This is a genomic window from Chlamydiota bacterium (genome assembly GCA_012729785.1).
GTDB lineage: Bacteria > Auribacterota > Tritonobacteria > UBA1439 > UBA1439 > UBA1439.
On sequence record JAAYCL010000014.1, the window covers coordinates 83,374 to 107,270 of the forward strand.

Genomic DNA, 23,897 nt, shown 5'->3' on the forward strand with positions numbered 1-23,897 from the left:
TCCGCGGCATTGCGGACGGTGAAGGGCGATATGAGAAAGGTCGCGTACTTCGACTGCTTCGCCGGCGTGAGCGGCGATATGATCCTCGGCGCCCTGCTCGACGCGGGGCTGCGCCTCGACGCGCTCCGCGGCGCACTCCGCGGTCTCCCCCTGCGCGGATGGCGCCTCGAGGCGCGCCGCGTGCGGCGCGAAGGGCTCGCCGGGACGAGGGCGTCCGTGACGATCGTTGCGGGGGCCGGGAAGACACTCCACGGGCTCGAGCCGATCCTGCGCCTGGTGCGGCGGAGCCGGCTCCCGGCGCCGGTGCGGCGGAGCGCCGAGGAGACGTTCCACCTCCTCGCGCGGGCCGAGTCGAGGGTCCACGGGGTGCGGCTCGCCGAGGCGCATTTCCACGAGGTCGGAGCCGTCGACTCCGTCGTCGACGTGCTCGGCGCCCTCGCAGGGCTGCAGCTGCTCGGCGTGGACGAGGTCCGCGCCTCCGCCCTCCCGTGGAACGGCGGGATGGTGCGGTGCGCGCACGGGCTTCTTCCGGTGCCTGCGCCCGCCACCGTCGAACTGCTGCGCGGGCTCCCGGTCGCGCCGCACCCCTCCCCCGGCGAGATGGTGACCCCGACCGGGATCGCGATCCTCCGGGCGGTCGCGGCGGGGTTCGGCGCCTGCCCGGCGATGACGGTTGTGCGCGTCGGCTACGGGGCCGGGGAGAAACGCTTCCACGGCGTTCCCAATCTGCTGCGTCTCGTCCTCGGTGAGGCGGAGGGTGGGGACGGCGCCGGCGTCGTCACGGTCCTCGAGACCGAAATCGACGACATGCCGCCATCCCGGTACGACCACCTCTCGCGCCTCCTCTTCGAGGCGGGGGCGCTCGACGTCTTCATGACCCCGGTGTTGATGAAGAAGAACCGCCCGGGCCAGCTCCTCACCGCCCTCCTTTCGCCGGGGTTGGCGGGCACGGCGGCGGAGATCGTGCTGCGCGAGAGCACGACGCTGGGGGTGCGGATGCGCGAGGAACGGCGCGTGACGCTCCCGCGGAGGATCGTCGAGGTGAAGACGCGGTTCGGGCGCGTCCGGGTGAAGCTGGCGCGGCGCCCGGGCGGACGGGTGACCGCCGCGCCGGAGCACGACGACTGCGCGGCGCTGGCGGCGAGGACGGGGGCGCCGCTGGACGAGGTGGCAAACGAGGCGCGGAAGGCGGCGGCGCGCAGGGCGGGGAGACGGCGGGGAGCCAAAGAGGAAAGGGGTGCGCGGTTATGGTCGAGATGAAGGAGCTTCTGGAGCGCACGGTCGCCGAGGGGGCGTCCGACCTGCACATATGCGTCGGCTGTCCGCCGACGATACGGCTCCACGGGGGGCTGATCCCGCTCGAGGGGCCGCCGCTCGGGCCCGTGGACACCGAACGGCTCGTCAAGGGCGTCACCTCCGACCAGAACCAGGAGAAGCTGCGCACGAAAGGAGGGGCCGACTTCGGCTTCAGTTTCGGCGACCAGGCGCGCTTCAGGGTGAGCGTCTACAAGCAGAAGGGCTCGATGGCGATGGCGCTGCGCCTGATCCCCAACCGCCTGCTGACGCTCGAGGAGATCGGCCTCCCCGCGATGATCAAGACGCTCCTCTACAAGCCGCGCGGGCTGATTCTCGTCACCGGCCCCACCGGCTCGGGGAAGACGACCACGCTCGCCTCGATGCTGAACGTCATCAACCAGGAGCGGGACTGCCACATCCTCACCATCGAGGACCCGATCGAATACTACCACGATCACGCGAAATCGGTCGTGACCCAGCGCGAGGTGGGGGTCGACGTCCCCGACTTCTCCGACGCGATCGTCCACGGCCTCCGGCAGGACCCGGACGTGATCCTCGTCGGGGAGATGCGCGACCTGCAGACGATGGAGGCGGCGATCAGCGCCGCCGAGACGGGGCACCTCGTCTTCGCCACCCTCCACACCACCGGCGCCGGGAGGACGATGGACCGGATCATCGACGCATTCCCCACCGGACAGCAGGGACAGATCCGCTCCCAGCTCTCGCAGAGCATCGTGGCGGTGATCTCGCAGCTCCTGCTCCCGAAACTGAGCGGCTCGGGTCGGGTCGCGCCGACCGAGATCATGATCGCGACCCCCTCCATCCAGAACCTCATCCGCGAGAACAAGACGTTCCGGATACAGTCCGACATCCAGACCGGAGCCCGGCACGGGATGCGGACGCTGGACATGTCGCTGATGAACCTGTACCAGCAGGGGACGATCAGCTACGAGTCGATGATGAACGCCGCGCAGGATCCCGAGCAGATCTTGATCCAGATCGGCGGACGGTGACGCCGCCCGTTTCGCGGCGCACGGGTCGAAAATAATGGTTGACGGCTGCGGGGGGACGCATGCTACCATCCGCGCGGACTCAGGGGTGTTTCCGGGGCCGGTTGTCCCACCATCATTCAATCCCAAAATGATGATCCGGATCGCGCCGCGCGCGGCCGGCGTCGCGCCGCGTGGGCGGCGCTGCGCGTGAGACGTGCGTGTTCCTCGTCCACAGTCGATGAACTTGTGCCCCCCGGGCAGGTAACCGGTGCAACGTCGGACTCTCTTCCTCATCGACGGAATGTCGTGCGCCTACAGGGCGTTCTACGCCATCCGCGATCTCCGCAGCTCCTCCGGTGAGCCGACCAACGCGGTCTACGGTTTTACCAACATGCTTCTCAAGCTGCTGCGCGAGCGGACGCCGGACGCCGTCGCCGTCGTCTTCGACACCCCGGCCCCGACGTTCCGGCACGAGCGTTTCGGCGCCTACAAGGCCACCCGGAAACCGATGCCGGACGATCTCTCCGTCCAGCTGCCGTTCATCCGGGAGGTCATCGACGCCTACCGGATCCCTTCGGTCCAGCGGGACGGGGTCGAGGCCGACGACCTGATGGCGAGCCTGGCCGTGCGGGCGGTGGGGGAGGGGTACGACGTCTTTCTCGTCACCAGCGACAAGGATATGCTCCAGCTCGTCGGCGACCGCATCTCGGTGATCAGGCCCGAGGCCGGGGAGGTTTGCGACGCCGCCGCGGTGACGGCGCGCTTCGGCGTGGAGCCGGCGAAGGTAATCGAGGTGCTCGCGTTGGCGGGGGATGCGAGCGACAACGTGCCGGGGGTGCCCGGCATAGGGGAGAAGACGGCGATCGAGCTGGTGCGTCAATTCGGCGGCATCGAGGGGGTGCTCGCGCACGTGGCGGAGGTGAAGGGGGAGAAGCGCCGGGAGAAGCTGGTGCGCCACGCGGAGCAGGCGCGGCTCTCGCGCGAGCTGGTCACGCTCAAAAGGGACGTCCCGCTCGACATCGCGACCTCCGCGCTCGCCGTGAAGGAGCCCGACCGCGCGCGCCTCGGCGAGCTCTTCCGCCGATTCGAATTCAAAAGGCTCCAGGCGGAGTTCGCGGGCGGAAACGGCCCCGGCGTTGCGGAGTACCGCTGCCTCGAAGACCCCGAGGCCCTCGCGCAGCTCGCCGCCGCCCTCGCGAAAACGGGAGGGTTCGCCCTGGAACTCGTGGCCACCTCTCGGGACCCGATGGCCGCGGAACTTGTCGGCATCGCCATCTGCAGCGCGCCGGGAGCGGCCTGCTACGCGCCCGGAACCGGGCGCCTGCGGGAGCTGCTCGGGCCCTCCCTCGCGAACCCTAGGTTGATGAAGACCGGGCACGACCTCAAGCGCGCGGCGCGCCTGCTGCGCGGCGCGGGCCTGGAACTGGAGGGGCAGGCGTTCGACACGATGCTGGCCGCGTGGCTGCTCAACCCCTCGCGCGCCTCCTACGAGCTCGGCGACCTCGCCTTGGACTATTTGGACACACGCCTCGCCGCCTCCTCCGGCCTCGCCGGCAAGAAAAGCGCCTCCCTCGCGGAGCTCCCGCCGGCCGCGATCTCCCCCCACGCGTGCGCGGAGGCGGACGCCGTCCTCCGCCTGCGCGCCCTGATGGAGCCGCGCCTCGCCGAGCAGGGGATGGACGCCTTGTTCCGCGACATCGAGATGCCGCTCGCGGAGGTTTTGGGGGGGATGGAGGAGACGGGGATACGGGTCGAGACGGAGCCGCTCCGGCGCCTCTCCGCGGAGCTGGGCGGCGCGCTCGAGGAACTCGAGTCCGCCATCCACCGGATGGCGGGGGGGGCGTTCAACCTGAACTCCCCGTCCCAGCTCGCGCGGGTGCTGTTCGAGCGGCTCGGTCTCACCCCGACGAGGAAGATCAAGACCGGCTGGTCGACCGACTACGACGCGCTCCTCGATCTCTCCCGCCTGCATCCGCTCCCCGCCAAGCTCCTCGAGTACCGGAGCCTGAGCAAGCTGAAGAACACCTACGTCGACATCCTCCCGCGGCTGGTCAACGCGCGCACGGGGCGCATCCACACCACCTTCCGCCAGACGGGGACCGCGACCGGGCGACTCTCCTCGAGCGACCCGAACCTCCAGAACATCCCGGTGCGCACGGAGATCGGGAGGCGGATCCGGCAGGCGTTCGTGCCGGGACGCCCCGGGATGGTGCTGCTCTCCGCCGACTACTCGCAGATCGACCTCCGCGTCCTCGCCCACCTCTCGGGCGATCGGGAGCTCGTCGCGGCGTTCGCCCGCGGCGACGACATCCACGCCCGCACCGCCGCGGCGCTGTTCGGGGTCGAAGCCGCGGCGGTGACGCCGGAGATGCGCCGGCAGGCCAAGACGGTCAACTTCGGCATCGTCTACGGGATGAGCGCCTTCGGGCTCGCGCGCGACCTTGGGATCGCGCCGGGGGAGGCGCGGGGGTTCATCGACCGGTACTTCCAGCACTACGCCGGCGTGCGCCGGTACATCGACGCCGCCTTGAAGGAGGCCGCCGCGCGCGGCTGGGTGGCGACGCTCCTCAACCGGCGGCGGGCCGTTCCCGAGCTCGCGAGCCGGAGCGGGCCGACCCGCGAGCAGGGGAGCCGGATCGCGACCAACGCGCCGATCCAGGGCTCCTCCGCGGATCTGATCAAGATCGCGATGCTCGCGATCGCGCGGGAGATGCGGGGCGGGCGATGGCGCGCGGCGATGCTGATTCAGATCCACGACGAGCTCCTCTTCGAGGTGGATCGGGAACAGGCAGTCGACTTCGGCGCGATGGTCCGGGAGAAGATGGAGAAGGCGTGGGCCCTCCGGGTGCCCCTGGAGGTGCGCCTGGAGACGGGCTCGAACTGGGGGGAGCTGTAAGGCGCGGTGTGAAGAAGGCGAAGGGTATAAAGGGCGCGAAGGGGGGGAGGGCTCCCCTTGTCACGATCGGGCTCACGGGCGGCTACGGCACCGGCAAGGGCACGGTTGCGGGGATCCTCGGCCGGCTCGGGGCGCTCGTGATCGACGCCGACGAGATCGCGCACGAGGCGATCGCCCCCCGCCGGCCGGCGTGGCGCGAAATCGTCCGCCTGTTCGGCGGGGGCATCTGCGCCCCGGACGGTTCGATCGACCGCCGCCGCCTCGCCGCCGTCGTCTTCAGGGACGGGCGCCTGCTCCGGCGCCTGAACGCGATCGTCCACCCGAGGGTGGGGCGGGAGATCAGGCGGCGGCTCGCCCGCGCCCGGCGCGAGGGGGTGCGCCGCGTCGCGGTGGCGAACGTGCCGCTCCTCTTCGAGAGCGGCATGGACCGATGGTTCGATACGACGGTGGTGGTCGTCTGCCCGCGCGCGGAGCAGGTGCGCCGCTGCGCGGCCCGGGACCGGCTTTCGGGGCGCGAGGTCGTGCGCAGGATACGGTCGCAGTGGCCGATACGGGAGAAACTACGGCGTGCCCGCCATATCGTCGACAACGGCGGGACGCGTGCATATACGGAGAGGCAGGTGCGGAGACTGTGGGATTCATTGACAGGAGGTAACGCGTGAGACCGAGGACACGGATGGAGCCGGTGATGAACGAGATGCGGAGGCGCGAGGGACAGGAGCGGGAGGCGCCGCGTGAGGTCCGCCCGGAGGAGGCTGTTTCCCCGGCGGGGGGGGAGCAGGTCAATATCAGCAAGCTCCAGCAGATGACGATGGCCCAGCTCAGCAGGATGGCGCGGGATTTGAAGATCGAGGGGATCGCCACCCTCAAGAAGCACCAGCTCATCCTGGAGATCCTGAAGGCGCGGGCGGTGGAGAACGGGCTGATGTTCGGCGAGGGCTGTCTCGAGATCCTCCCCGACGGCTTCGGGTTCCTCCGCTCGCAGAACTACAACTACCTCCCCTGTCCCGAGGACATCTACATCTCGCCGTCGCAGATCCGCAAGTTCGACCTCAAGAAGGGCGACACGATCTCCGGACAGATACGCCCGCCGAAGGACAAGGAGAGGTACTTCGCGCTCATCCGGGTCGAGGCGATCAACTACGAGTCCCCGGAGAAGGCGCGGGAGCGGACGCTGTTCGACAACCTCACGCCCCTCTACCCGCACACGCGGCTGATGCTCGAGACCGCGCCGGACAACATCAGCATGCGGGTGATGGACCTCCTGACCCCGATCGGCAAGGGGCAGCGCGGGCTCATCGTCTCCCCGCCCCGGGCGGGCAAGACGATGCTGCTCCAGAAGGTCGCCAACAGCATCACGACCAACAACCCCGAGTGCTACCTGATCGTCCTCCTCATCGACGAGCGCCCCGAGGAGGTGACGGACATGGAGCGCACCGTGAAGGGGGAGGTGGTCAGTTCGACCTTCGACGAGCCCGCGGACCGGCACGTGCAGGTCGCCGAGATGGTGATCAACAAGGCCCGGCGTCTCGTCGAGCACAAGCGGGACGTGGTGATCCTCCTCGACAGCATCACCCGCCTCGCCCGGGCCTACAACGTCATCCAGCCGCACAGCGGCAAGATCCTCTCGGGCGGCGTGGACTCGAACGCCCTCCAGAAGCCGAAGCGGTTCTTCGGGGCGGCCCGAAACATCGAGGAGGGGGGGAGCATCACGATCATCGCCACCGCCCTCGTCGACACCGGAAGCCGGATGGACGACGTCATCTTCGAGGAGTTCAAGGGCACCGGCAACATGGAGCTGCACCTCGACCGGCGGCTCGTGGACAAGCGATGCTTCCCGGCCATCGACATCGAGAAGTCGGGGACCCGCAAGGAGGAGCTGCTCCTGCACCCCGACGAGCTGACCAAGGTCTGGACCCTGCGCAAGGTGTTGAGCGGGCTGAACCCGGTCGAGGTGATGGAGATGATCATCGAGAAGCTCAAGAAGACCAAGAGCAACGCGGAGTTCCTCCTCACGCTCAACTGAGACGCGGCGGGGGGCTCGACAAGGAGGGGAAGATGAAACAGGGGATTCACCCGAAGTACGTGGAGTCGACGGTCTCGTGCGCCTGCGGCGAAACGTTCCAGACCCGTTCGACAAGGAAGGAGATCAAGGTGGGCGTCTGCGCGAAGTGCCACCCGTTCTTCACCGGGACGCAGAAGTATCTCGACACGGCGGGGCGCGTCGAGAAGTTCATGAAGAAGTACGCCGCCCCGAAGTCCCCGAAGAAGAAGAAGGTCCGCACCCTGAAGGACGCGATGAAGCCCGCCCAGGAGAAGGGGAAGGTCGGCGCGGCGGCGGCCGAACCATCGGCGGCTCCGCCCGCGCCCGAGCCGGCCCCGCTTGAATCCCCGGCGGCTGCCGACAAGACGGCGCCCGCTTCGGCGCCCGAGGTTCAGCCGGGCGAGTAACATCGTCTGGGCGCGCGGGGGTGCGCGGCTGCCGATGCCGCCACCTCCAGGATGGGGGGCATGATCAGGGAGAAGATGGATGCGCTCGCCGGCCGGCTCGAGGAGCTCGAGCGGCAGATGAGCGACCCGGAGGTCATTCGCCGGCAGGAGCGCTACCGCGCGCTCGCCCGGGAGCACGCGGGTCTCAGGGACGCCCTCGCGCGCTACGGCGAATACACGCGCGTGGAGCGCGAGCTGGAGGGCAGCCGCCGGATCCTCGACGATCCCGCCTCGGACGAGGAGCTCAAGGCCCTCGCGGAGGGGGATGTCGCGGCGCTCGAGGAGCGGCGGAGGCGTCTCGAGGGGGAGCTCCTGCATTTCCTCCTGCCGCGCGGCAAGGACGACGACCGCGATACGATCGTCGAGATCAGGGCGGGGACCGGCGGCGAGGAGGCCGCCTTGTTCGTGGCGGATCTGTTCCGGATGTATTCGCGGTACGCGGAGCGCATGGGGTGGCGGGTGGAGACGATGGACAGCCATCCGACCGGGCTCGGGGGGTTCAAGGAGATCATCTTTTCCGTCGAGGGGCGGGACGTCTTCCGGAGCCTGAAGTACGAGAGCGGCGTGCACCGGGTCCAGCGGGTCCCCGCGACCGAGGGCGCCGGGCGCATCCACACCTCGGCGGCGACCGTCGCCGTCCTCCCCGAGGCGGAGGAGGTCGAGGTCGCCATAGACCCCGCGGACGTGCGCGTGGACGTCTACCGCTCCTCGGGCCCCGGCGGGCAGAGCGTGAACACGACCGACTCGGCCGTTCGCCTCACCTACATCCCCACCGGGCTCGTCGTGACCTGCCAGGACGAGAAGTCGCAGCACAAGAACAAGGTCAAGGCGATGCGGGTGCTCCGGGCGCGCCTCAAGGAGGCGCTGGACGAGGAGCGCGAGCGCGAGCTCTCCACGCTCCGACGTTCCCAGATCTCCACCGGCGACCGGAGCGCGAAGATCCGCACCTATAACTTCCCCCAGAACCGGCTGACGGACCACCGGATCGGGATGACGATCCACAACCTGGGGGCGGTGATGGAGGGGGATCTGGAGGATCTGACGAAGGCGCTCATCGAGAAGGATCAGGAGGAGAGGCTGAAGCAGCGGTAACGCAACCGCGGGGTGCGAGGCAGCATGGGACCCAACTCCGACCGCGTCATCGATCTCATCAACTGGGGCCGCGCGCTCTTCATCGAGCGGAGGATCCCGCACGCGCGCTACACGATGGAGGTGCTCCTCGAGCACATCCTGGGGGCCGCGCGCGCGGATCTCTACTGCGACCGGGACCGCCGGCTCACCGCGGAACAGATGGACCGGCTGATGGGCTATATCGAGGAACGGCTCGCCCGGAAGCCGCTCTGGCACCTGGTGGGCTCCGTGGAGTTCTACGGCCTGCCGATCCGCGTGAGCGACCGCGTGCTCATCCCGCGGCCGGAGACGGAGCTGCTCGTCGAGCGCGCCGTGCAGGAGCTGACGCGGCGCCCGCGGCAGGCGGTGCGGTACGTCGCCGACGTCGGGACCGGCAGCGGGAACATCGCCATCGCCGTCGCCTCTGCGGCGGGCGGGACGTTCGTGTACGCGACCGACCTCTCCCCGGAGGCGCTGGCCGTCGCGAAGGCGAACGCCCGGCAGAACGGCGTCGAGGGGGCGATATGCTTCCTGGAGGGGGATCTCCTCGAGCCGCTGCGGGCGGGGGGGCGGGGGAAAGTGGATATGGTCGTCTCGAACCCGCCGTACGTGTCGGACGCCGACTGGGCGGATCTCCCCCCCGAGGTGCGGGACCGCGAGCCCCGGCTCGCCCTCCGCGGCGGCCCGGACGGTCTGCGCTGCCTCGCGCGCCTCGTGGAAGAGGCGCCCTCCGTGCTCGTCCCCGGGGGGGCGCTCCTGCTCGAGGTGGGCAGGGGGCAGGCGCCGCAGGTGCGCGCGATGATGGAGCGGGCGGGCGTCTACCGGCGCGTCGAGACGCACAGGGACTACGCCGGAATCGACCGGCTGGTGGTCGGGGCTGATGTCGGACGGGTCTGACGGGTCCGGGGCGTCGGCCCCGGCGGGACAGGACACGCGAGGGCGGCGGCAATGGACAGGATCGTCGTGCGGGGGGGGAGGCGGCTCAAGGGGACGGTCAGGATCGGGGGGGCCAAGAATGCCGCCCTTCCGATCATGGCCGCCGCGCTCCTCGGCGACAGCCCCTCCCGCATCCGCAACGTCCCGCGCGTCGCCGATATCCGCACGATGGCCGACATCCTCTCCGCCCTGGGGGCGCGGGTGGAGTTCCCGTCGCCACACGAGGTGGTCATCGACCCGCGCGGCCTCGGCAACCCGACCGCCCCGTACGAACTCGTCCGCAAGATGCGCGCCTCGATCTGCGTGCTCGGTCCGCTGCTCGGGTCGCTGGGGCGGGCGCGCATCTCGCTCCCCGGAGGATGCGCCATCGGCGCGCGGCCGATCGACCTGCACATCAAGGGGATGGAGCGGCTGGGCGCATCGATGCGCCTCTCGCACGGTTTCGTCGTCGCGCGCGGGGACCGGATGCGGGGGGGCGAGGTGTTCCTCGGGGGGCGCTTCGGGTCCAGCGTCCTTGCCACCGCGAACGTGCTGATGGCGGCGGTCAAGACCCCCGGGGTGACCCGGATCGAGGGCGCCGCCTCCGAACCGGAGATGGCGGACCTCGCGGAGTTCTTGAAGAAGATGGGCGCCCGCATCGGGGGGATGTGCACGCACTCGCTCCGCGTCGAGGGGGTGCGGCGCCTCGCGGGCGCGTCGCACACGCTTATCCCCGACCGGATCGAGGCGGGCACCTACATGATCGCCGCGGCGATCACGGGCGGGGAGCTCGAGCTGAAGGGCGCCCGTCCCGACCATCTCGGCGCGGTGATCGATCTGATCGAGGCCGCGGGGGTCTCCGTCGGCGCGCTGCGGGGGGGGCTGCGGGTGAGCGGGGCGGGGAGACGGCGCGTCGTGGACCTCGCCACGCATCCGTACCCGGGGTTCCCCACCGATCTCCAGGCGCAGATGATCGCCTTGCTGACCCTCTGCCCGGGCATAAGCGTCGTCACCGAGAAGGTCTTCCCCGAGCGCTTCCTGCACGTCCCGGAACTGAACAGGATGGCGGCGCGGATCTCGATCGAAGGGTCGAGCGCCATCATCAGGGGTGTCCGGGGGCTGAGCGGCGCGCCGGTGATGGCCTCCGACCTCCGCGCCAGCGCCGCCCTCGTCCTCGCGGGCCTCGTCGCGCGCGGGGAGACGGTCGTGGACAGGGTCTACCACCTCGACCGGGGGTACGAAAACCTGGAGGGGAAGCTCCGGAAGGTCGGGGCCCTCATCGAGCGCGTGGGGTAGGGGGGATGGATCGATGAAGCCGGGCAGCCACCTGGCGGCGTCGCTCGCGGTGAGCGCCGCGCTCTACGCCCTCTTCCGCTCCCTTTCGATCAGTTTCTGGAGCCTCGCCGGAGGCACGCTTATCGATATCGACCATCTCTACGACTATGCCGTCCACCCGCGCCGCCCCGCATGCCGAGATTTCAGCCTGCGGCATTTCTTCGACGTGATGTACAACCGCCGGCTCGATCGCGTCTTCGTCCTGTTGCACGCCTTCGAGCTCGCGGCCGCCCTCCTGGTCCTGGGGTGGGCGGTTCCGGCGACGGGGGGATGGGCGATACCGCTGGGGTTCGGGATGAGCGTCCACATCCTGTTGGACGTCTTGTTTAACAGGATCGGCGTCGTTGCGTACAGCATCGTCGCGCGCGCCGCGCACGGCTTCGACAACGCATTCTTCTACAGGAAAGAAGCGGGAGGGGACCGCCTGCCGGAACGATGCGGCGCCGCCCGGCCGCCTAGCCGGGGAGCGCGCCTTGTTCGATCCGCGCCACGAGGCGGTTGAGGAGCGTGACCACCTGCTCCTGGTCCGCCGCGTGGATCGAGACAGAGGTCTCGACGCCGTCGAATTTGGCTATCAGGAACGCCTCTTCGCAGCGCGCCGCGAAGGTGAACGCCTTTTGGTCCACGGGAGCGTACATCGTGTCTGCGTGCCCCTTTCGGTCGTCGCGCCCCCTCCAACCCGTTCCCACGGGCGCGGTTGACATATCGGCATAAGTATTGCATGCGGCGGAAAGAGGCGCAAGGTTTTTTTGCGGAATCCTTCATGCGCGGACGCGGAAAACCGCGCACCGCGGTCTGGAAAGCCGGGGGCAGGCGACGGAGCGCCGCCAGGGCGGGCTTCTGTATGCCGGCGCGAACAGGGGAGGGGGCCCGGATGGATGCGATCGAGGCGATCATGGGCAGGCGCAGCGTGCGGAGGTTCGCGGGGACACCGGTACCCCGCGCGACAATCGAGCGCATCGTGGACGCGGGAAGGATGGCGCCGACCGCGCGCAACGTTCAGCCATGGCGGTTCGTCGCCGTGACTGACACGGAGACCCGCCGCGCCCTGGCCGCCCTCGCGACCACGGGTCCGTTCATCGCGGAGGCGCCGCTCTGCATCGCCGTGTTCTGCGCCGACACGAAATACTGGCTCGAGGACGGCTGCGCCGCGACGGAGAACATCATCATCGCCGCGCGGGCGCACGGCCTCGGACACTGCTGGGTGGCGGGGGATAAGAAACCGTACGCGGGGCGGGTCGCCGAACTGCTGGGCGCCCCCGCCGGGCATCGCCTGGTGGCCCTGATCGCCGTCGGACACCCCGCGTCGGAGCCCCCGTCCGCGCCCAAGAAGCCCCTCGCGGAGGTGCTGCACTGGGAGAGGTTCTGAGGGAGAGGCAGTCGGCGTCCCGTGTGTCCTTCTGGCTCCATCGCCGCAACTTTTCGCTGGAATGCGTCGCGCCGCCGCGATACAATATGTTGTGGTGCCGGGAATCCTTGCATATGCGCACTATTCCTTGCACCGTACACGTTACACTGCTTTTACGGTGGGTGTAGCTCAGCTGGTTAGAGCACCTGGTTGTGGCCCAGGTTGTCGGGGGTTCGAATCCCCTCATCCACCCCATAGTTCGGGAGGCGAAACGGGGCCCGCCTCCCTGATCCGGTCGGCCCGCGCTCCCGTCGCGTCGCGGGATGAGAGGCCGCAGCGGGATGGAATCCGCCAAGGAGCGTATCGACGCCCTCTTCAAGGCCGAGGCGCGCGAGCTCCTCGGCAACCTTGCGAGGGGGCTCACCGTGCTCGGGCGGGGCGGGGGTGACGAAGCCCTCCTGCGGAAGATGGCGCGCGACGCCCACACCCTCCGCGGTTCCGCGACGATGATGGGGTACGCGGCGGCGGCCGCCGCCGCGCGCGCGGTGGAGGAGTCGTTCGAGGCCGCGGGGGGCGGCGGTATCCCGCCCGGCGGGGAGCATTTCGCCGCGCTCCGGCGGTGCGTCGAACGGCTTGTGGAGGCGCTGGACCGTGGCGCGCCCCCCCCGCCCCGGCGGGGGTGATCGGCGCCGGTTTCCAGGGGGCGGCCGGGCCCGCGGCAGACGCGGGCAAGAGGGAGGGGACAATGCCGAAGAAGGTGTTGATCATCGAGGACAGCGCGACCGACGCGGCGATCGTGAAGGAACTGCTCGAGAAGGAGGGGATCACGACTGTTATCTCCGTCTCCGGCAAGGAGGGCGTCGAGAAGGCGGTGGCGCTGAAGCCCGACCTGATCGTGCTGGACATCATGCTTCCCGATATCAGCGGTTTCGACGTCTGCGCCAAGCTCAAGGAGAAGACCGCGCTCAGCGCCACCATCGTCGTCGTGCTGAGCGTCAAGGACAACATCGAGGACATCACCAGGGCGTTCCACGTGGGCGCGGACGACTATATCATCAAGCCGCCGCTCCCCGAGCTGCTCACACGCAAGATCAAGCTGTATCTAGGCATCCGCTGAGCCGGGGCCGCCTGCGCACAACAAGAGGAACGACATGAGCGATCCCGCCTCCGGCGCCGTCGAAGTGCCGCGGCAATGGTACAACCTCGCGGCCGATCTCCCGACCTCGCCGCACCCCCCGTGCGCCCCCGACGGCACGCCCGTGACCGCCGAGATGCTGGCGCCGGTCTTCCCGATGAACCTGATCGAGCAGGAGATGAGCGTCGAGCGCTGGATCGATATCCCGGAGGAGATCCGGGAGATCCTGTCGCGCTGGCGTCCGACGCCGCTGCGCAGGGCGCGGCACCTCGAACGGCATCTGAAGACCCCGGCGCGCATATACTACAAGGACGAGAGCGTGAGCCCGCCGGGGAGCCACAAGCCCAACACCGCCGTGGCCCAGGCGTGGTACAACAAGGAGTTCGGCATCACCCGGCTGGTCACGGAGACCGGCGCGGGCCAGTGGGGCTGCGCGCTCGCCTTCGCCTGTTCGCTGCTCGGGCTCGAGTGCAAGGTCTACATGGTCCGCATCAGCTTCGACCAGAAGCCGCTCCGCAAGACCATGATGCGGGTGTGGGGCGCCGATTGTACGGCGAGCCCGAGCACGCAGACGAACGCCGGGCGCCGGATCCTCGCCGAGACACCCGACACGCCGGGGAGTCTCGGGATCGCCATCAGCGAGGCGGTCGAGGAGGCGGTGAGCGATCGCTCCGGCGCGACGCGCTACGCGCTCGGGAGCGTGCTCAACCACGTGATGCTTCATCAGACGGTCATCGGCCTCGAGGCCAAGGAGCAGTTGCAGCAGGCCGGGGAGAAGAGGCCCGACATCATCATCGCCTGCGCCGGGGGAGGGAGCAACTTCGCGGGGATCTCGTTCCCGTTCGTGTGCGACAAGATCCACGGAGACGATATCGCCATCATCCCGGTCGAGCCCGCGGCGTGCCCGAAGATGACCCGCGGTCCGTTCGCCTACGATTTCGGCGATACCGCGGGGCTCACCCCGCTCCTTGCGATGTACACCCTCGGGCACGCCTTTGTGCCGCCCCCGATCCACGCGGGCGGCCTCCGCTACCACGGGATGGCGCCGCTCGTGAGTCAGGCGATCGTCGAGGGGCTCGTGACGCCGCGCGCCTACAATCAGTTGAACTGCTACGCGGCCGCGATGCGATGGGCCGGGACTGAGGGGATGATATGCGCCCCCGAGACGAGCCATGCCATCGCCTGCGTCATCGAGGAGGCGGAGAGGGCCCGCGAGGAGGGGAAGGAGAAGGTGATCCTGTTCAACTACAGCGGGCACGGGCTGATGGATCTCACCGGCTACGACCGGTACCTCTCCGGGCAGCTCTCCGACTACGTGCTCCCCGAGGCGGCGCTCCAGGAGTCCGTCGAGAACCTCACGCGTCTGCCCAAGCCCGCCACGCGGCGGCCGGGGAACCGGTAGTCCGGACGGACGCCGCGCCCATCCTTCGCCGCGTTGCGCGATCCCGCCGCCGCGTCAGAGCGCGGGGCGCGCGTGCCTGCCCGCCGCGGCGGGCGGCTCCTCCCCCTTGGACGCCCGGGAACTCTTCCACCGCGTCTCCCGCCTCGGCTCGATCTTGACCGTCGCGGGGAAGCAGTGGAGGGACGCCTCCGCCTCAACGGGAAAGGCGGCGATCCCCTTCATGAAGCGGCTGGAACGGAGCCGCGCCGCCGCAACGGCGGAAGGAGGGGCGTGGAGGCGGGAGTGCGCGGCGGTTGGCGGGAGCGGCTCGGCAACCGGTTCCCGCACGCCGCCGGACCGCCCCCCCTGCCGGAGCGAGGGGAGGAGCGCCAGGAGAAGGCCCATGAGTAGCAGGAACGCGGCGGCCTCGATGGCGATGAGGGCGTCGAGCGTCATCCTGCGCTGTCTCACGGCGCGACCTCCTGCCAGTAGATGAGATCGAACATGTTCGTAGGCGGGAAGTACGGAGGGGGGAAGTAGACGACCCGCGTGTCGTAGATGTAGTTTTTGGAGTAGCCGCTCGTCTTGGTCGGCTGCCCGGCGATGTCGCCGCTGAAGGTCCCCACCGCTCCCCGCTGCCTCTGGATGAGGCCGCCGACGATCGTCAGCGTCCCCTCGAGGTGGCTGGTGTAGTCCTCCACCCGGAAGCTGCCGGTGCTGCTCCCCGTGCTGTCGGGGGCCCCCAGCGCCATCACGGTCGCGCAGATCTTCCGGTCGATGGGACCGCCGCCGTCGTCCGCGACGATCACGTCCCCCTTCGCGACCAGGCCGAGCGTGTCGGTGGACTCCGGCTGGTCGTACCCGGTCGAATCGGACCCCCCGTCGCCGTCGTCGTCGGTGTCGTCCGGCTGCTCGCCGGGAAGGGTGTACCGGCCGTCGCCGTTCCGGTCGACCCCCTCGTCGTTCACGCCGTTGCCGTTCGGGTCGCTTAAAAGCCCGTCCCCGTCATAGTCGACCGGGTCGACACGGTAGAGGACGTCGTCCGTGACGATGAGGTCCCCCTGCGTGAGGATGGTGAGTTGGCCCGCGAGCGTGCCGGAGATCTCCGCGTCCCCGTTCACGTACACGACCGCCTTGCCCGAGGGGCTGGCGTTCGCGTCGAAGACGTCCACGCGGTTCGTGACGGTGACGTTCTCGGTGGTGTAGTAGCCCGGGATCGTGACCGTCTCGCTGTAGCGGGTCGCGTGGTAGATCCCGTAGCGCCAGCCGCGCCAGGTTTCGGTCACGGTTTGGGGCGGATGCCACACCTGCTGCTCCTCCTGCTGGGTGTAGGTGAGCGTCCCCCGATCCCCCCCCTCGACGCCGAGGGTGATCTCCGTGTCTGAATCGATGACGAGCCCGAGGGCGCCGGAGGATGCCGCCTCTATCTCGGACATGTCGGTCGGGTAGGTGACGCTATCCGCCCCCAGCTCGTACCCGTCCCTGAAATGGGGCACATCCCGGGTGCCGTTGTTGGGGAGGGTGGAGGTTCGGGAGCTGCCGTTGTTGTAGAAGGTGAACGTGTCGCCGACGGAGGTGACCTTCCCCCAGAAATCGGGTCTGCCGGCGATATGGAGCGATCCGTTGGTGTGCACGAGGCCGAGCAGGGCGTCGGTCGTGACGAACCAGATGTTGCTGGGTTCGTTGTTGGTGAAGTACGCGTAGCGGGCGAAGCTCCCCAGAAGCATCGTCACGAGGATCTTCCTGCGCAGCTCGTCGCCGCTTTCGGGTGTGCCGTCGGGATCCGCGGTCCCGATGGAGGCGATGGTGTAGAACGGGATCGACCACGAGCCGAGTTCCACGTCGATCGAGGCGGTGTACGAGCCGGATCCGAACGGGACGGCGGCGGCCCCGAGCACCGTGGAGGCGGGGATCGTGTCCGTGGTCCTGAGGAGGGCGCTCCCCAGCTTTGCCTGGGCGGTGAGCCATTCCTTGGCGTGCTCCGCCCCCGCCTCCGCGAGGTACAGCGCCTCGGTGTGGCCGATCTTCCGGGCGACAAGCCGGCCGTCGGTCACGGCCGCGTAGAGCCAGGCGGCGATGACGGCGGTCATGATGGCGAGGAAGCAGCAGACGACGACCAGCAGATTTCCCCGGCGGGGATCCTCAAGGCGCGGTTTCATGGCGTCACATGTTCCTCGCAAATACCTCGAACGCTGTATCGAGGCTCGGTTCAGATGCATCGCGGGTTCCGTTGCGGTTCCAGTCGTTGTAGCACCTGAAGGCGGCCTGCACGCGGCTGTTGCGGGCGCCGTCCTGCCCGCCGGGGAGGATCCGGAAGATGCCCCCCGCGCCCGTCGGCTCGACGGACGGCACGATCGGTTCGTCGGACGCGGGGGAGGGGGAGCCGCCCGCGTTGAAATAGATCGTCGTCCCGTCCAGGTAGTAGGTGAAGCGGATGTGGACGATCGATCTGTTGTCGTGCTGGGAGGCCGTGGTCCCGGCGTACCCCCGCGTGCAGGAGGAAAGCCGCCTCGTCTTCGGCTCCGCGCTCCCGTAGGCGATCGCCTCATCGTCTATGTACACGACCCCGGAAGGGGGGAAGACCTCCGCGGTCTGCACGTGGAGCGAGGAGTGGGTGGCGTTGACCGCGGAGCGGAGCACGGTCGCCGGGATGGTCACGGTCAGGGCGTTCCCCCCCTGCGCCACGGCGATCGCCTCCGCGGCGCTCGATCCTGAGGAGAGCCGTTCGATCCCGTAGCGCGCGCGGGAGAGGAGGCAGAGCCGCTCGGAGCCGTCGCGGTAGAGGCGCGAGAAGGCGATGAAGGTGCCCAGGATGCCCCCGACGAGCAGGGCCGACAGGGTCGAGGCGAAGAGCACCTCGACGAGGGTGAATCCGCTCCTGCGCCTCCGCGCCTGCATCGGGGGTCTCATCAGGTCACGTTGTTTTTGCTGACCAGGGTGTGGAGGGTGACGTCGAACGAACGGTTCTGTTCGGTCCACTGCACGGAGACCGAGATCCTCTTCCTCGCGGCCCCGGAGACGCCGGATACCGTCACGACGATGTTCGCGCGGGGGGAGCCGGCCGGGTCGAGCGGGATCCCGGCCTCTCCGTAGGCGCCGGCCGCGGTCGAGAGGGAGGCGTACCGGAGGTTCATCACCTCCTCGATCTTGCTGCGCGCGAAACCGAGCGCCGCGATCTGGTGGGCGTTCCTTTTGACGGCCCCGTACCCCGCGAGCATCCCGCCGAGAATCGCCGGGAGCGCGAGGCCGAATATCCCCGCGCTGACGAGCACCTCGACAAGCGTGAGGCCCGCCCGTCCGTCTGCACCGGCGCACCGGGATACGCAACGGCTGGCTTTCATTGAACCATCTACATTATACACTACAATACCATTATGTCAATCGTGGCACTCGCCGCGCGGGAGCCGGGGAATGCGCGGATACGAAGCAGTGTATGCCGTATCGAATCGCTTCGATCCGCCCGTTCACGCCGGGAACCGCGAGCCGCCCGGAGGCGCGCTTTACTCGGCAGGATGCGTGTGCTATACAGGGACGGACAGAGGCGCGGCGAGGGGGGCGATCGGATGCAGGGAATCGGTCTGGGGCGGAGGGAGGTCGCGGCCTGGGTGGGGGCGATCATCGCGCTGATCCTGCTCGGTCTCGGCGCGGCCGCGGCGAGGAGGGCGGCGGCCCGGAGGGGGGCGGAGGTGCGGCCCGTGGACCCGTACCGCGCAGAGATCGAACGCACGGACCCGGTCGAAATCCACACCAGGAGCGCCTACGCCTACGAGGCGGAGGGGTCGCTCGAGATGGCCGTCAAGGAGTACCTCGAACTCGTGAGGACCGACCCGGACGACGTCGCCGCCCGCGCGAACCTCGCGGCGCTGTATTTCAAGACGGGCGCCCCCGAGCGGGCCGTCGCGGAGATCCACGAGATCCTGAGGATAGACCCGTCGCAGTTCGGGCACCGGGAGGTTCTCGCGGACGCCTATGCGGAGGCGGGGGACCACGCGCGGGCCGCCCGGGAGTACGAGGAGGCGCTCCGGTACGCACCCGACTCCGCGGATCTCCGCTGCAAGCTCGGCAGGGAGCACCTCCTGACGAGGCGGCATGCGCTCGCGCGCGACGAGTTCCGGAAGGCGGTCGAAACGGACCCGGAATCCGCGGAGGCGCACCGCGGTCTCGCGGCGTCCCTCCGGGCGTTGGGGGAGGTCGAGGAGGCGGCGAGGGAAGCGGCCCTAGCCGAGACGCTCAGGCAACGGGAGGACCCGCCGTTGAAGCCGGGGCGGCTCCCGCCGTACCGGCCGCTCCGCTCGAAGCGCCCTACACCGTGAGCGGCGGTTTCACGGCGTCGGCATCGGCGGGGGCATCTCCTGCCAGTAGCGCAGCGCGTACTTCCCGCCCTGCAACTCCTTCTCGCCGAGGGCCTCGTCGTAATGGTACTCCGTCCCGCCCTGCACGGTGACGGTCTTTCCCACGAACGAGCCGTACTTGTCCTCGCTGCCGGTGAATTTGAGGTCGGCGTTGGGGGCGTAGACCGCCCCGTAAAACGCGGCGGAGCCTCCGATGTACAGATCCGTGCACCCCACCCCGCCGTAGATCGAGCAGTCGGCGGGGATGCCGCCGGGGTTGGTGAGCCCGTTCCCGGAGAAGGAGGCGGGCGCATCGAGATAGAACTCCACCTTGCCGACCAGGTTGATCGTGCCGTTTCCCGACAGGGAGATGCTCGTGCCCCTGTAGCCGGTGACCCAGACCACAGTAGCGGGGTCGCTGCTGTCGGAGGGGGGGCCGGTGAAGGTGAGGACGTGCCCGGTGGACTTGATCCCCGTGAACTTGTAGTACCCCGGCTCGTAGGTGAGGTCGCTCTTGACGGTGAGCACGCCCGCCCCGGGCTCGACGACGTAGTTCCGGGAGGGAGGCGAATTGTACGGTAGTTCCTGCTCGAAATCGTGCGTGACGGTTCCCGAGATCGTGGCGCCGCCGGTCACCGTGCCCCCCTCGCCCGTCATCACGTTCCCGTAGACCGTGATGTTCTGGCCGAGGTCCACTGCAGGGTCGCCGCCGCTGTTGGTGGCGATGTCGCCCTTCCCCTCGTCCGGCTCTCCCGGCGCGCCGCGGTGGACATTGTCGCCGCCGTAAACCCCGTCCCGGGAGTCGTAGCTGTCCACGACGAGGCCCCCTCCCAGCGTGACTAACGCGTCCCCGAGGAACGCGCCGTCGAACGGCCGGATGACCTTGGGGACGCAGAGCGCCTTCACGGTCCTCGCAAGAACCCCGGGGGCGTGTATCCCCGGCGCGTAGCCGATGCTCTCGACGAGCCAGTAGGGCTTGGGACTCATCGGGGTCGGCCAGGCCCGGATGACAAAGTCGCCCTTGACCTCCCCGGCGTTGGTCGAGAAGCCGGTCACGCTGCGCGTCTTCGGGGCCCCGCCCCAGTCGGAGAGCTCGGCGTCCGCGTTCATCGCGTGGTAGACGTACTCCACGCCCGCCTCGGCGAGGTTGAACGCGACCGCCCCGCGGTAGACGCGATGGGTGAGGAAGGAGTCGTGCCAGGGGGAGAGCATGAAGCCCGCCGAGAAGATGAGCAGCGCGATGATGATGCACATCGTGATGATCAGCGCGCTGCCCCGGGCGGCATCGGTTGCCGGACGGTTCATCGGTTCACCATCAGGTTGACCTCGCCGCCGTGTTCCTGAACGTCACGGTGGTGGCGAGGCGCTCGGTCTGTGCGGTCACCGCCGGTTTGCCCGCGTAGTCGACCGAGGAGACCACGGCCACCGCGCCGCCGACCGCAAGGGAGATCTCCACCGCGCAGGCGTCGGCGGGCACAGACGTCGTGGCGTTGTTCCTGTCCTCGAGCGTGAAGGCGAGCGCGGTCACGCCCCGGGCGACCACCGTGGTGCCGCTTTCCCTGTCGCTTGATTCGTGGGGGATCACGATCCTCTCCAGGGCGTTCCCGTTCAGGCGGTAGACGAAGTAGTCGGCCGCGTTCTTGATGTCGATGATCTCCTTCGACGCGTCTATCGCGGGGACCTTGAGCACGAGGCAGGTGGCCGACGTCGCATGGCCTCCGTGGGTTGCGACCGGCTCGATCGTCCACCTGATGTCCCTGGCCATCGAATCCATCGCGTGGCGGATCTCGTTTCGGACGCCGAGGTGGGAGTAGCCGACCGCGAAGGCGCGCTGGTAGGAGATGAAGGTGTACAGCACGAACCCGATCGCCATCGCCATCACGCTCGAGGCGAACATGAGTTCGAGGAGGGTGAATCCGCCGCGGCAGCCGCGGCGAACGGGCGTTCCCCCTTCGCGGCCGCTTCTGCGCGCCCTCATGGCCGGCCTATCCCTTCCTTGGTGATGTACGTCGCGAGGCTCACGTGCATCGGCCGCCCGGGCGGCGGCCCGGCGTGCGAGACCCACCCGACGTGCGCGGTGACCTTCTTCATCGTCGCCGTCTCGTCCTGCACCGCGAACGAGCCGCTCACCGCCGTTCCATCCCGGTTGCGCAGCGACGGCACGGCGAACGTGTGCGGCGCGACGGAGGCGAAACTTGCGTTCCGCATCCGCTCGATCTCCTGCTGCGCTGCCTGGAGCGCCGCGGCGGATTCGCGCGAGGCCCTAATGGTCTGTATGCTCCAGGTCACGGCCGTGGCGAGGCCTCCGAAGGCGACCGCTACCAGAACGATGGCGATCAACACCTCCATGAGCGTCATGCCGCGCCGGCGCCCGGCACCCATTGGCGGATCCTCTCTTGGGCTCTGCCCTGTTTATATAGCATATTCAGGGGGTATTGTCAATTTCCGCGCCCCCCCGTGTCGTCTCCACGGAACGAGGCCCGGCTGTTCGCTCGGCCCTTTACTTTTCCTGAAATCGGTGCTACGTTCATACGCGGCCCGGTCAACTGAACATCCGCTCCGGGGAGAGCCGAATGAGGCGGTTCGCTGCGTTGTTGTGGGTGGGGGTATTCGCGCTCGGTCCCGGCGGCGAGGCGCGGGCGGCGGACGCCGCCTGGCCGATGTTCCGCTACGATCCCGCGCGTACGGCGAGGAGCCCGTACGAGGGCACCGCGGGTTTCGGGGTCAGCTGGACGTTCGCGGTGCCCGGGGGGACCGAGTCGTCGATCTCCATCGGCTCCGACGGAAGCGTCTACTTCGGCGCGTACGACAACAACTTCTATGCCCTCAATTCAAACGGGACACTCGACTGGAAGTTCCTCACCGGAAACGCGGTGCAGTCCTCGCCCGCCATCGACTCCGGGGGGGCGCTCTACTTCGGCGGAATCGACAACCTCGTCTATGCGCTGAACCCCGGCGGCGGCCTGCGCTGGTCGTTCGAGACCGGCGATCCCGTCTTCTCCTCCCCCGCGGTGCACGGCGGTGTGGTCTACGTCGGGTCGATGGACAACGCCGTCTACGGCATCTCCGCGTCGGATCCGTCGGACTTCTGGACGTACGCCACGGGAGACGACGTCGAGTCCTCCCCCGCGGTCGCCTCAGACGGGACGATCTACGTCGGCTCCAAGGACGGGCGTCTGTACGCGCTCAACTCCGACGGCACCCTTCTCTGGAGTTATGTCGCGGAGAACAGCCTGCGCGCCTCGCCGATGGTGATCGAGGCCACGAGCCACGTCGCCATCGGCTGCCTCGACAGCGATCTCTACGTCTTCACCTCCAGCGGCGACCTTGCATGGAGGTACACGACTGGCGGCCCGATCAACTGCTCCCCGGCCCTGTTGCCCGGCGGCACCATCCTCATCGGGTCGGATGACACGCGCCTGTACGCCCTCGACTCCGGCGGGGCGCTCCTCTGGACCTATGAAACCGGTGCGAACATCTACTCCTCCCCCGCGGTCGACTCCGCCGGGAAGATCTACTTCGCGTCTGATGACAGTTACGTCTACGCACTCACCTCGGACGGGCACTATGTCGATTCGTACGATGTCACCGGGCTCCCCTCGTCGCCTGCGATCGACTCGTCGGGGCGGATCTACGTGGGAACCGTCTGGGGGGACGACAATCTGTACGTGCTCCAGCAGACACCGACCCCCTCGCCGACACCGACGATCACCCCCACGCCCACGATCACGCCGACGCCCACGATCACCCCCACGCCGACGATCACCCCGACGCCCACGATTACCCCCACGCCGACGATCACCCCCACGCCGACGGAGACGCCGACGATCACGCCCACGCCGACGGAGACGCCCACCGAGACGCCCACCATCACCCCGACGCCGACGGAGACGCCCACCGAAACGCCGACAATCACCCCGACGCCGACGGAGACGCCGACGGAGACGCCCACGGAGACGCCCACAATCACCCCGACGCCGACGGAGACGCCCACAATCACCCCGACGCCGACGGAGACGCCCACGATCACCCCGACGCCCACGGAGACGCCGACGGTCACCGAGACGCCGACGGAGACGCCGACAGAGACGCCGACGATCACCGAGACGCCGACAGAGACGCCGACGGTCACCGAGACGCCGACGGAAACGCCGACAGAGACGCCGACGATCACCGAGACGCCGACGGAGACGCCCACAGAGACGCCGACGGTCACGGAGACGCCGACGGAGACGCCCACAGAGACGCCGACGGTTACCGAGACGCCGACGGAGACGCCCACAGAGACGCCGACGGTCACGGAGACGCCGACGGAAACGCCGACAGAGACACCGACGGTCACGGAGACGCCGACGGAGACGCCGACGGAGACACCCACGGAGACGCCCACGGTAACCCCGACGCCCACGGAGACGCCATGCACTACCTCGTTGATGGTCGGTGACATCAGCGATATGGAGATCGCCACGACGAGGTCTGCGTCGGAGAACGGGTGGACGTATAAGATCGGTTGCGCCGACGATATCGACGGGAAGGAGCTTGGATCCGTCTCCGACTACTCGAATGAATACAATGACCTCGGGGGGTACGCCCCGCAGCCGGTGGCGTTGAGGATCTGGACCGACGAGGAGTGGATGAACATCACCGCCGGGGACAGGTTGGTCATCG

Annotated in this window: 24 protein-coding genes and 1 tRNA gene; 17 read left to right on the forward strand and 8 right to left on the reverse strand. The window is 68.9% G+C overall.

Translation table 11 applies throughout. The features are described from left to right. The first annotated feature begins 30 nt into the window (after window positions 1–30). The 10 genes from larC (at window position 31) to GXY35_03195 (ending at window position 11,536) form a co-directional block, all read left to right on the forward strand. Window positions 31–1,260 carry a nickel pincer cofactor biosynthesis protein LarC gene (larC, locus tag GXY35_03150; protein NLW93586.1) on the forward strand — a complete coding sequence of 410 codons (1,230 nt, stop codon included), beginning with the start codon at window positions 31–33 and terminating at the stop codon, window positions 1,258–1,260. Next, a complete protein-coding gene (locus tag GXY35_03155) occupies window positions 1,248–2,309 on the forward strand; it encodes a type IV pilus twitching motility protein PilT (GenBank protein NLW93587.1) in 1,062 nt (353 codons plus the stop codon). The genes larC and GXY35_03155 overlap by 13 nt, the downstream gene beginning before the upstream one ends. 247 nt (window positions 2,310–2,556) lie before the next feature. Next, window positions 2,557–5,184, forward strand: a complete 2,628-nt coding sequence (gene polA / locus GXY35_03160; GenBank protein NLW93588.1) for a DNA polymerase I — start codon at window positions 2,557–2,559, stop codon at window positions 5,182–5,184. Between the two features lie 8 nt (window positions 5,185–5,192). Continuing rightward, window positions 5,193–5,846 (forward strand): dephospho-CoA kinase, encoded by a 654-nt coding sequence (locus GXY35_03165; protein ID NLW93589.1) that lies wholly within the window; start codon window positions 5,193–5,195, stop codon window positions 5,844–5,846. A gap of 14 nt (window positions 5,847–5,860) precedes the next feature. Further along, the gene (gene rho, locus GXY35_03170; GenBank protein ID NLW93590.1) at window positions 5,861–7,210 is read left to right on the forward strand and encodes a transcription termination factor Rho; all 1,350 of its coding nucleotides are present in this window, start codon (window positions 5,861–5,863) and stop codon (window positions 7,208–7,210) included. Between the two features lie 32 nt (window positions 7,211–7,242). Beyond that, on the forward strand, window positions 7,243–7,635 hold the full coding sequence (gene rpmE, locus GXY35_03175; protein NLW93591.1) for a 50S ribosomal protein L31: 393 nt from the start codon (window positions 7,243–7,245) through the stop codon (window positions 7,633–7,635). A 60-nt stretch (window positions 7,636–7,695) separates the two neighbouring features. Continuing rightward, window positions 7,696–8,766: a peptide chain release factor 1 gene (gene prfA / locus GXY35_03180; GenBank protein NLW93592.1), complete on the forward strand. Its 1,071-nt coding sequence runs from the start codon at window positions 7,696–7,698 to the stop codon at window positions 8,764–8,766. Window positions 8,767–8,790: 24 nt separating this feature from the next. Next, window positions 8,791–9,681, forward strand: a complete 891-nt coding sequence (prmC, locus tag GXY35_03185; protein ID NLW93593.1) for a peptide chain release factor N(5)-glutamine methyltransferase — start codon at window positions 8,791–8,793, stop codon at window positions 9,679–9,681. 51 nt (window positions 9,682–9,732) lie between these two features. Further along, window positions 9,733–10,995, forward strand: coding sequence for a UDP-N-acetylglucosamine 1-carboxyvinyltransferase (murA, locus tag GXY35_03190; GenBank protein ID NLW93594.1), 1,263 nt, complete (start codon window positions 9,733–9,735; stop codon window positions 10,993–10,995). A gap of 13 nt (window positions 10,996–11,008) precedes the next feature. After that, a complete protein-coding gene (locus tag GXY35_03195) occupies window positions 11,009–11,536 on the forward strand; it encodes a hypothetical protein (GenBank protein ID NLW93595.1) in 528 nt (175 codons plus the stop codon). Here GXY35_03195 and GXY35_03200 read toward each other — a convergent pair. Next, a complete protein-coding gene (locus GXY35_03200) occupies window positions 11,490–11,660 on the reverse strand; it encodes a hypothetical protein (protein NLW93596.1) in 171 nt (56 codons plus the stop codon). The two genes, GXY35_03195 and GXY35_03200, sit on opposite strands and share 47 nt — an antisense overlap. 248 nt (window positions 11,661–11,908) lie before the next feature. Between GXY35_03200 and GXY35_03205 the strand changes: the two genes are divergently transcribed. From GXY35_03205 to GXY35_03225, 5 genes are all read left to right on the forward strand, one after another. Then, on the forward strand, window positions 11,909–12,403 hold the full coding sequence (locus tag GXY35_03205; GenBank protein ID NLW93597.1) for a nitroreductase family protein: 495 nt from the start codon (window positions 11,909–11,911) through the stop codon (window positions 12,401–12,403). Window positions 12,404–12,560: 157 nt separating this feature from the next. After that, a tRNA-His gene (locus GXY35_03210) sits at window positions 12,561–12,637 on the forward strand. A gap of 86 nt (window positions 12,638–12,723) precedes the next feature. After that, the gene (locus GXY35_03215; GenBank protein NLW93598.1) at window positions 12,724–13,065 is read left to right on the forward strand and encodes a hypothetical protein; all 342 of its coding nucleotides are present in this window, start codon (window positions 12,724–12,726) and stop codon (window positions 13,063–13,065) included. 62 nt (window positions 13,066–13,127) lie between these two features. Then, window positions 13,128–13,499, forward strand: coding sequence for a response regulator (locus GXY35_03220; GenBank protein NLW93599.1), 372 nt, complete (start codon window positions 13,128–13,130; stop codon window positions 13,497–13,499). 34 nt (window positions 13,500–13,533) lie between these two features. Further along, window positions 13,534–14,919, forward strand: a complete 1,386-nt coding sequence (locus GXY35_03225) for a TrpB-like pyridoxal phosphate-dependent enzyme (GenBank protein ID NLW93600.1) — start codon at window positions 13,534–13,536, stop codon at window positions 14,917–14,919. Window positions 14,920–14,973: 54 nt separating this feature from the next. Here GXY35_03225 and GXY35_03230 read toward each other — a convergent pair whose 3' ends face one another. The 4 genes from GXY35_03230 to GXY35_03245 are packed head-to-tail and all read right to left on the reverse strand — an operon-like array spanning window position 14,974 to window position 18,239. Continuing rightward, window positions 14,974–15,369: a hypothetical protein gene (locus tag GXY35_03230; protein ID NLW93601.1), complete on the reverse strand. Its 396-nt coding sequence runs from the start codon at window positions 15,367–15,369 to the stop codon at window positions 14,974–14,976. Beyond that, window positions 15,366–17,057, reverse strand: coding sequence for a hypothetical protein (locus tag GXY35_03235; protein NLW93602.1), 1,692 nt, complete (start codon window positions 17,055–17,057; stop codon window positions 15,366–15,368). Before GXY35_03235 ends, GXY35_03230 begins: the two co-directional genes overlap by 4 nt. A 4-nt stretch (window positions 17,058–17,061) precedes the next feature. After that, window positions 17,062–17,796, reverse strand: coding sequence for a prepilin-type N-terminal cleavage/methylation domain-containing protein (locus GXY35_03240; protein NLW93603.1), 735 nt, complete (start codon window positions 17,794–17,796; stop codon window positions 17,062–17,064). Between the two features lie 11 nt (window positions 17,797–17,807). Next, complete coding sequence (locus GXY35_03245) at window positions 17,808–18,239, reverse strand: type II secretion system protein (protein ID NLW93604.1); 432 nt, start codon at window positions 18,237–18,239, stop codon at window positions 17,808–17,810. A gap of 222 nt (window positions 18,240–18,461) precedes the next feature. Here GXY35_03245 and GXY35_03250 point away from each other — a divergent pair, with 222 nt between their 5' ends. Beyond that, entirely contained in the window at window positions 18,462–19,211 is a 750-nt protein-coding gene (locus GXY35_03250) for a tetratricopeptide repeat protein (protein NLW93605.1), read from the forward strand. Window positions 19,212–19,220: 9 nt separating this feature from the next. On the opposite strand, the gene GXY35_03255 is transcribed toward GXY35_03250, so the two are convergent. Genes GXY35_03255 through GXY35_03265 form a run of 3 tightly spaced genes read right to left on the reverse strand, consistent with a single transcriptional unit; the run spans window position 19,221 to window position 21,611 of the window. Next, complete coding sequence (locus tag GXY35_03255; GenBank protein NLW93606.1) at window positions 19,221–20,534, reverse strand: hypothetical protein; 1,314 nt, start codon at window positions 20,532–20,534, stop codon at window positions 19,221–19,223. 10 nt (window positions 20,535–20,544) lie between these two features. Next, window positions 20,545–21,207, reverse strand: coding sequence for a prepilin-type N-terminal cleavage/methylation domain-containing protein (locus tag GXY35_03260; GenBank protein NLW93607.1), 663 nt, complete (start codon window positions 21,205–21,207; stop codon window positions 20,545–20,547). Beyond that, window positions 21,204–21,611 (reverse strand): prepilin-type N-terminal cleavage/methylation domain-containing protein, encoded by a 408-nt coding sequence (locus GXY35_03265; protein NLW93608.1) that lies wholly within the window; start codon window positions 21,609–21,611, stop codon window positions 21,204–21,206. Before GXY35_03265 ends, GXY35_03260 begins: the two co-directional genes overlap by 4 nt. Window positions 21,612–21,802: 191 nt before the next feature. Between GXY35_03265 and GXY35_03270 the strand changes: the two genes are divergently transcribed. Continuing rightward, window positions 21,803–23,897: PQQ-like beta-propeller repeat protein (locus tag GXY35_03270; GenBank protein ID NLW93609.1), on the forward strand; the 2,095-nt coding region annotated here is incomplete at its 3' end.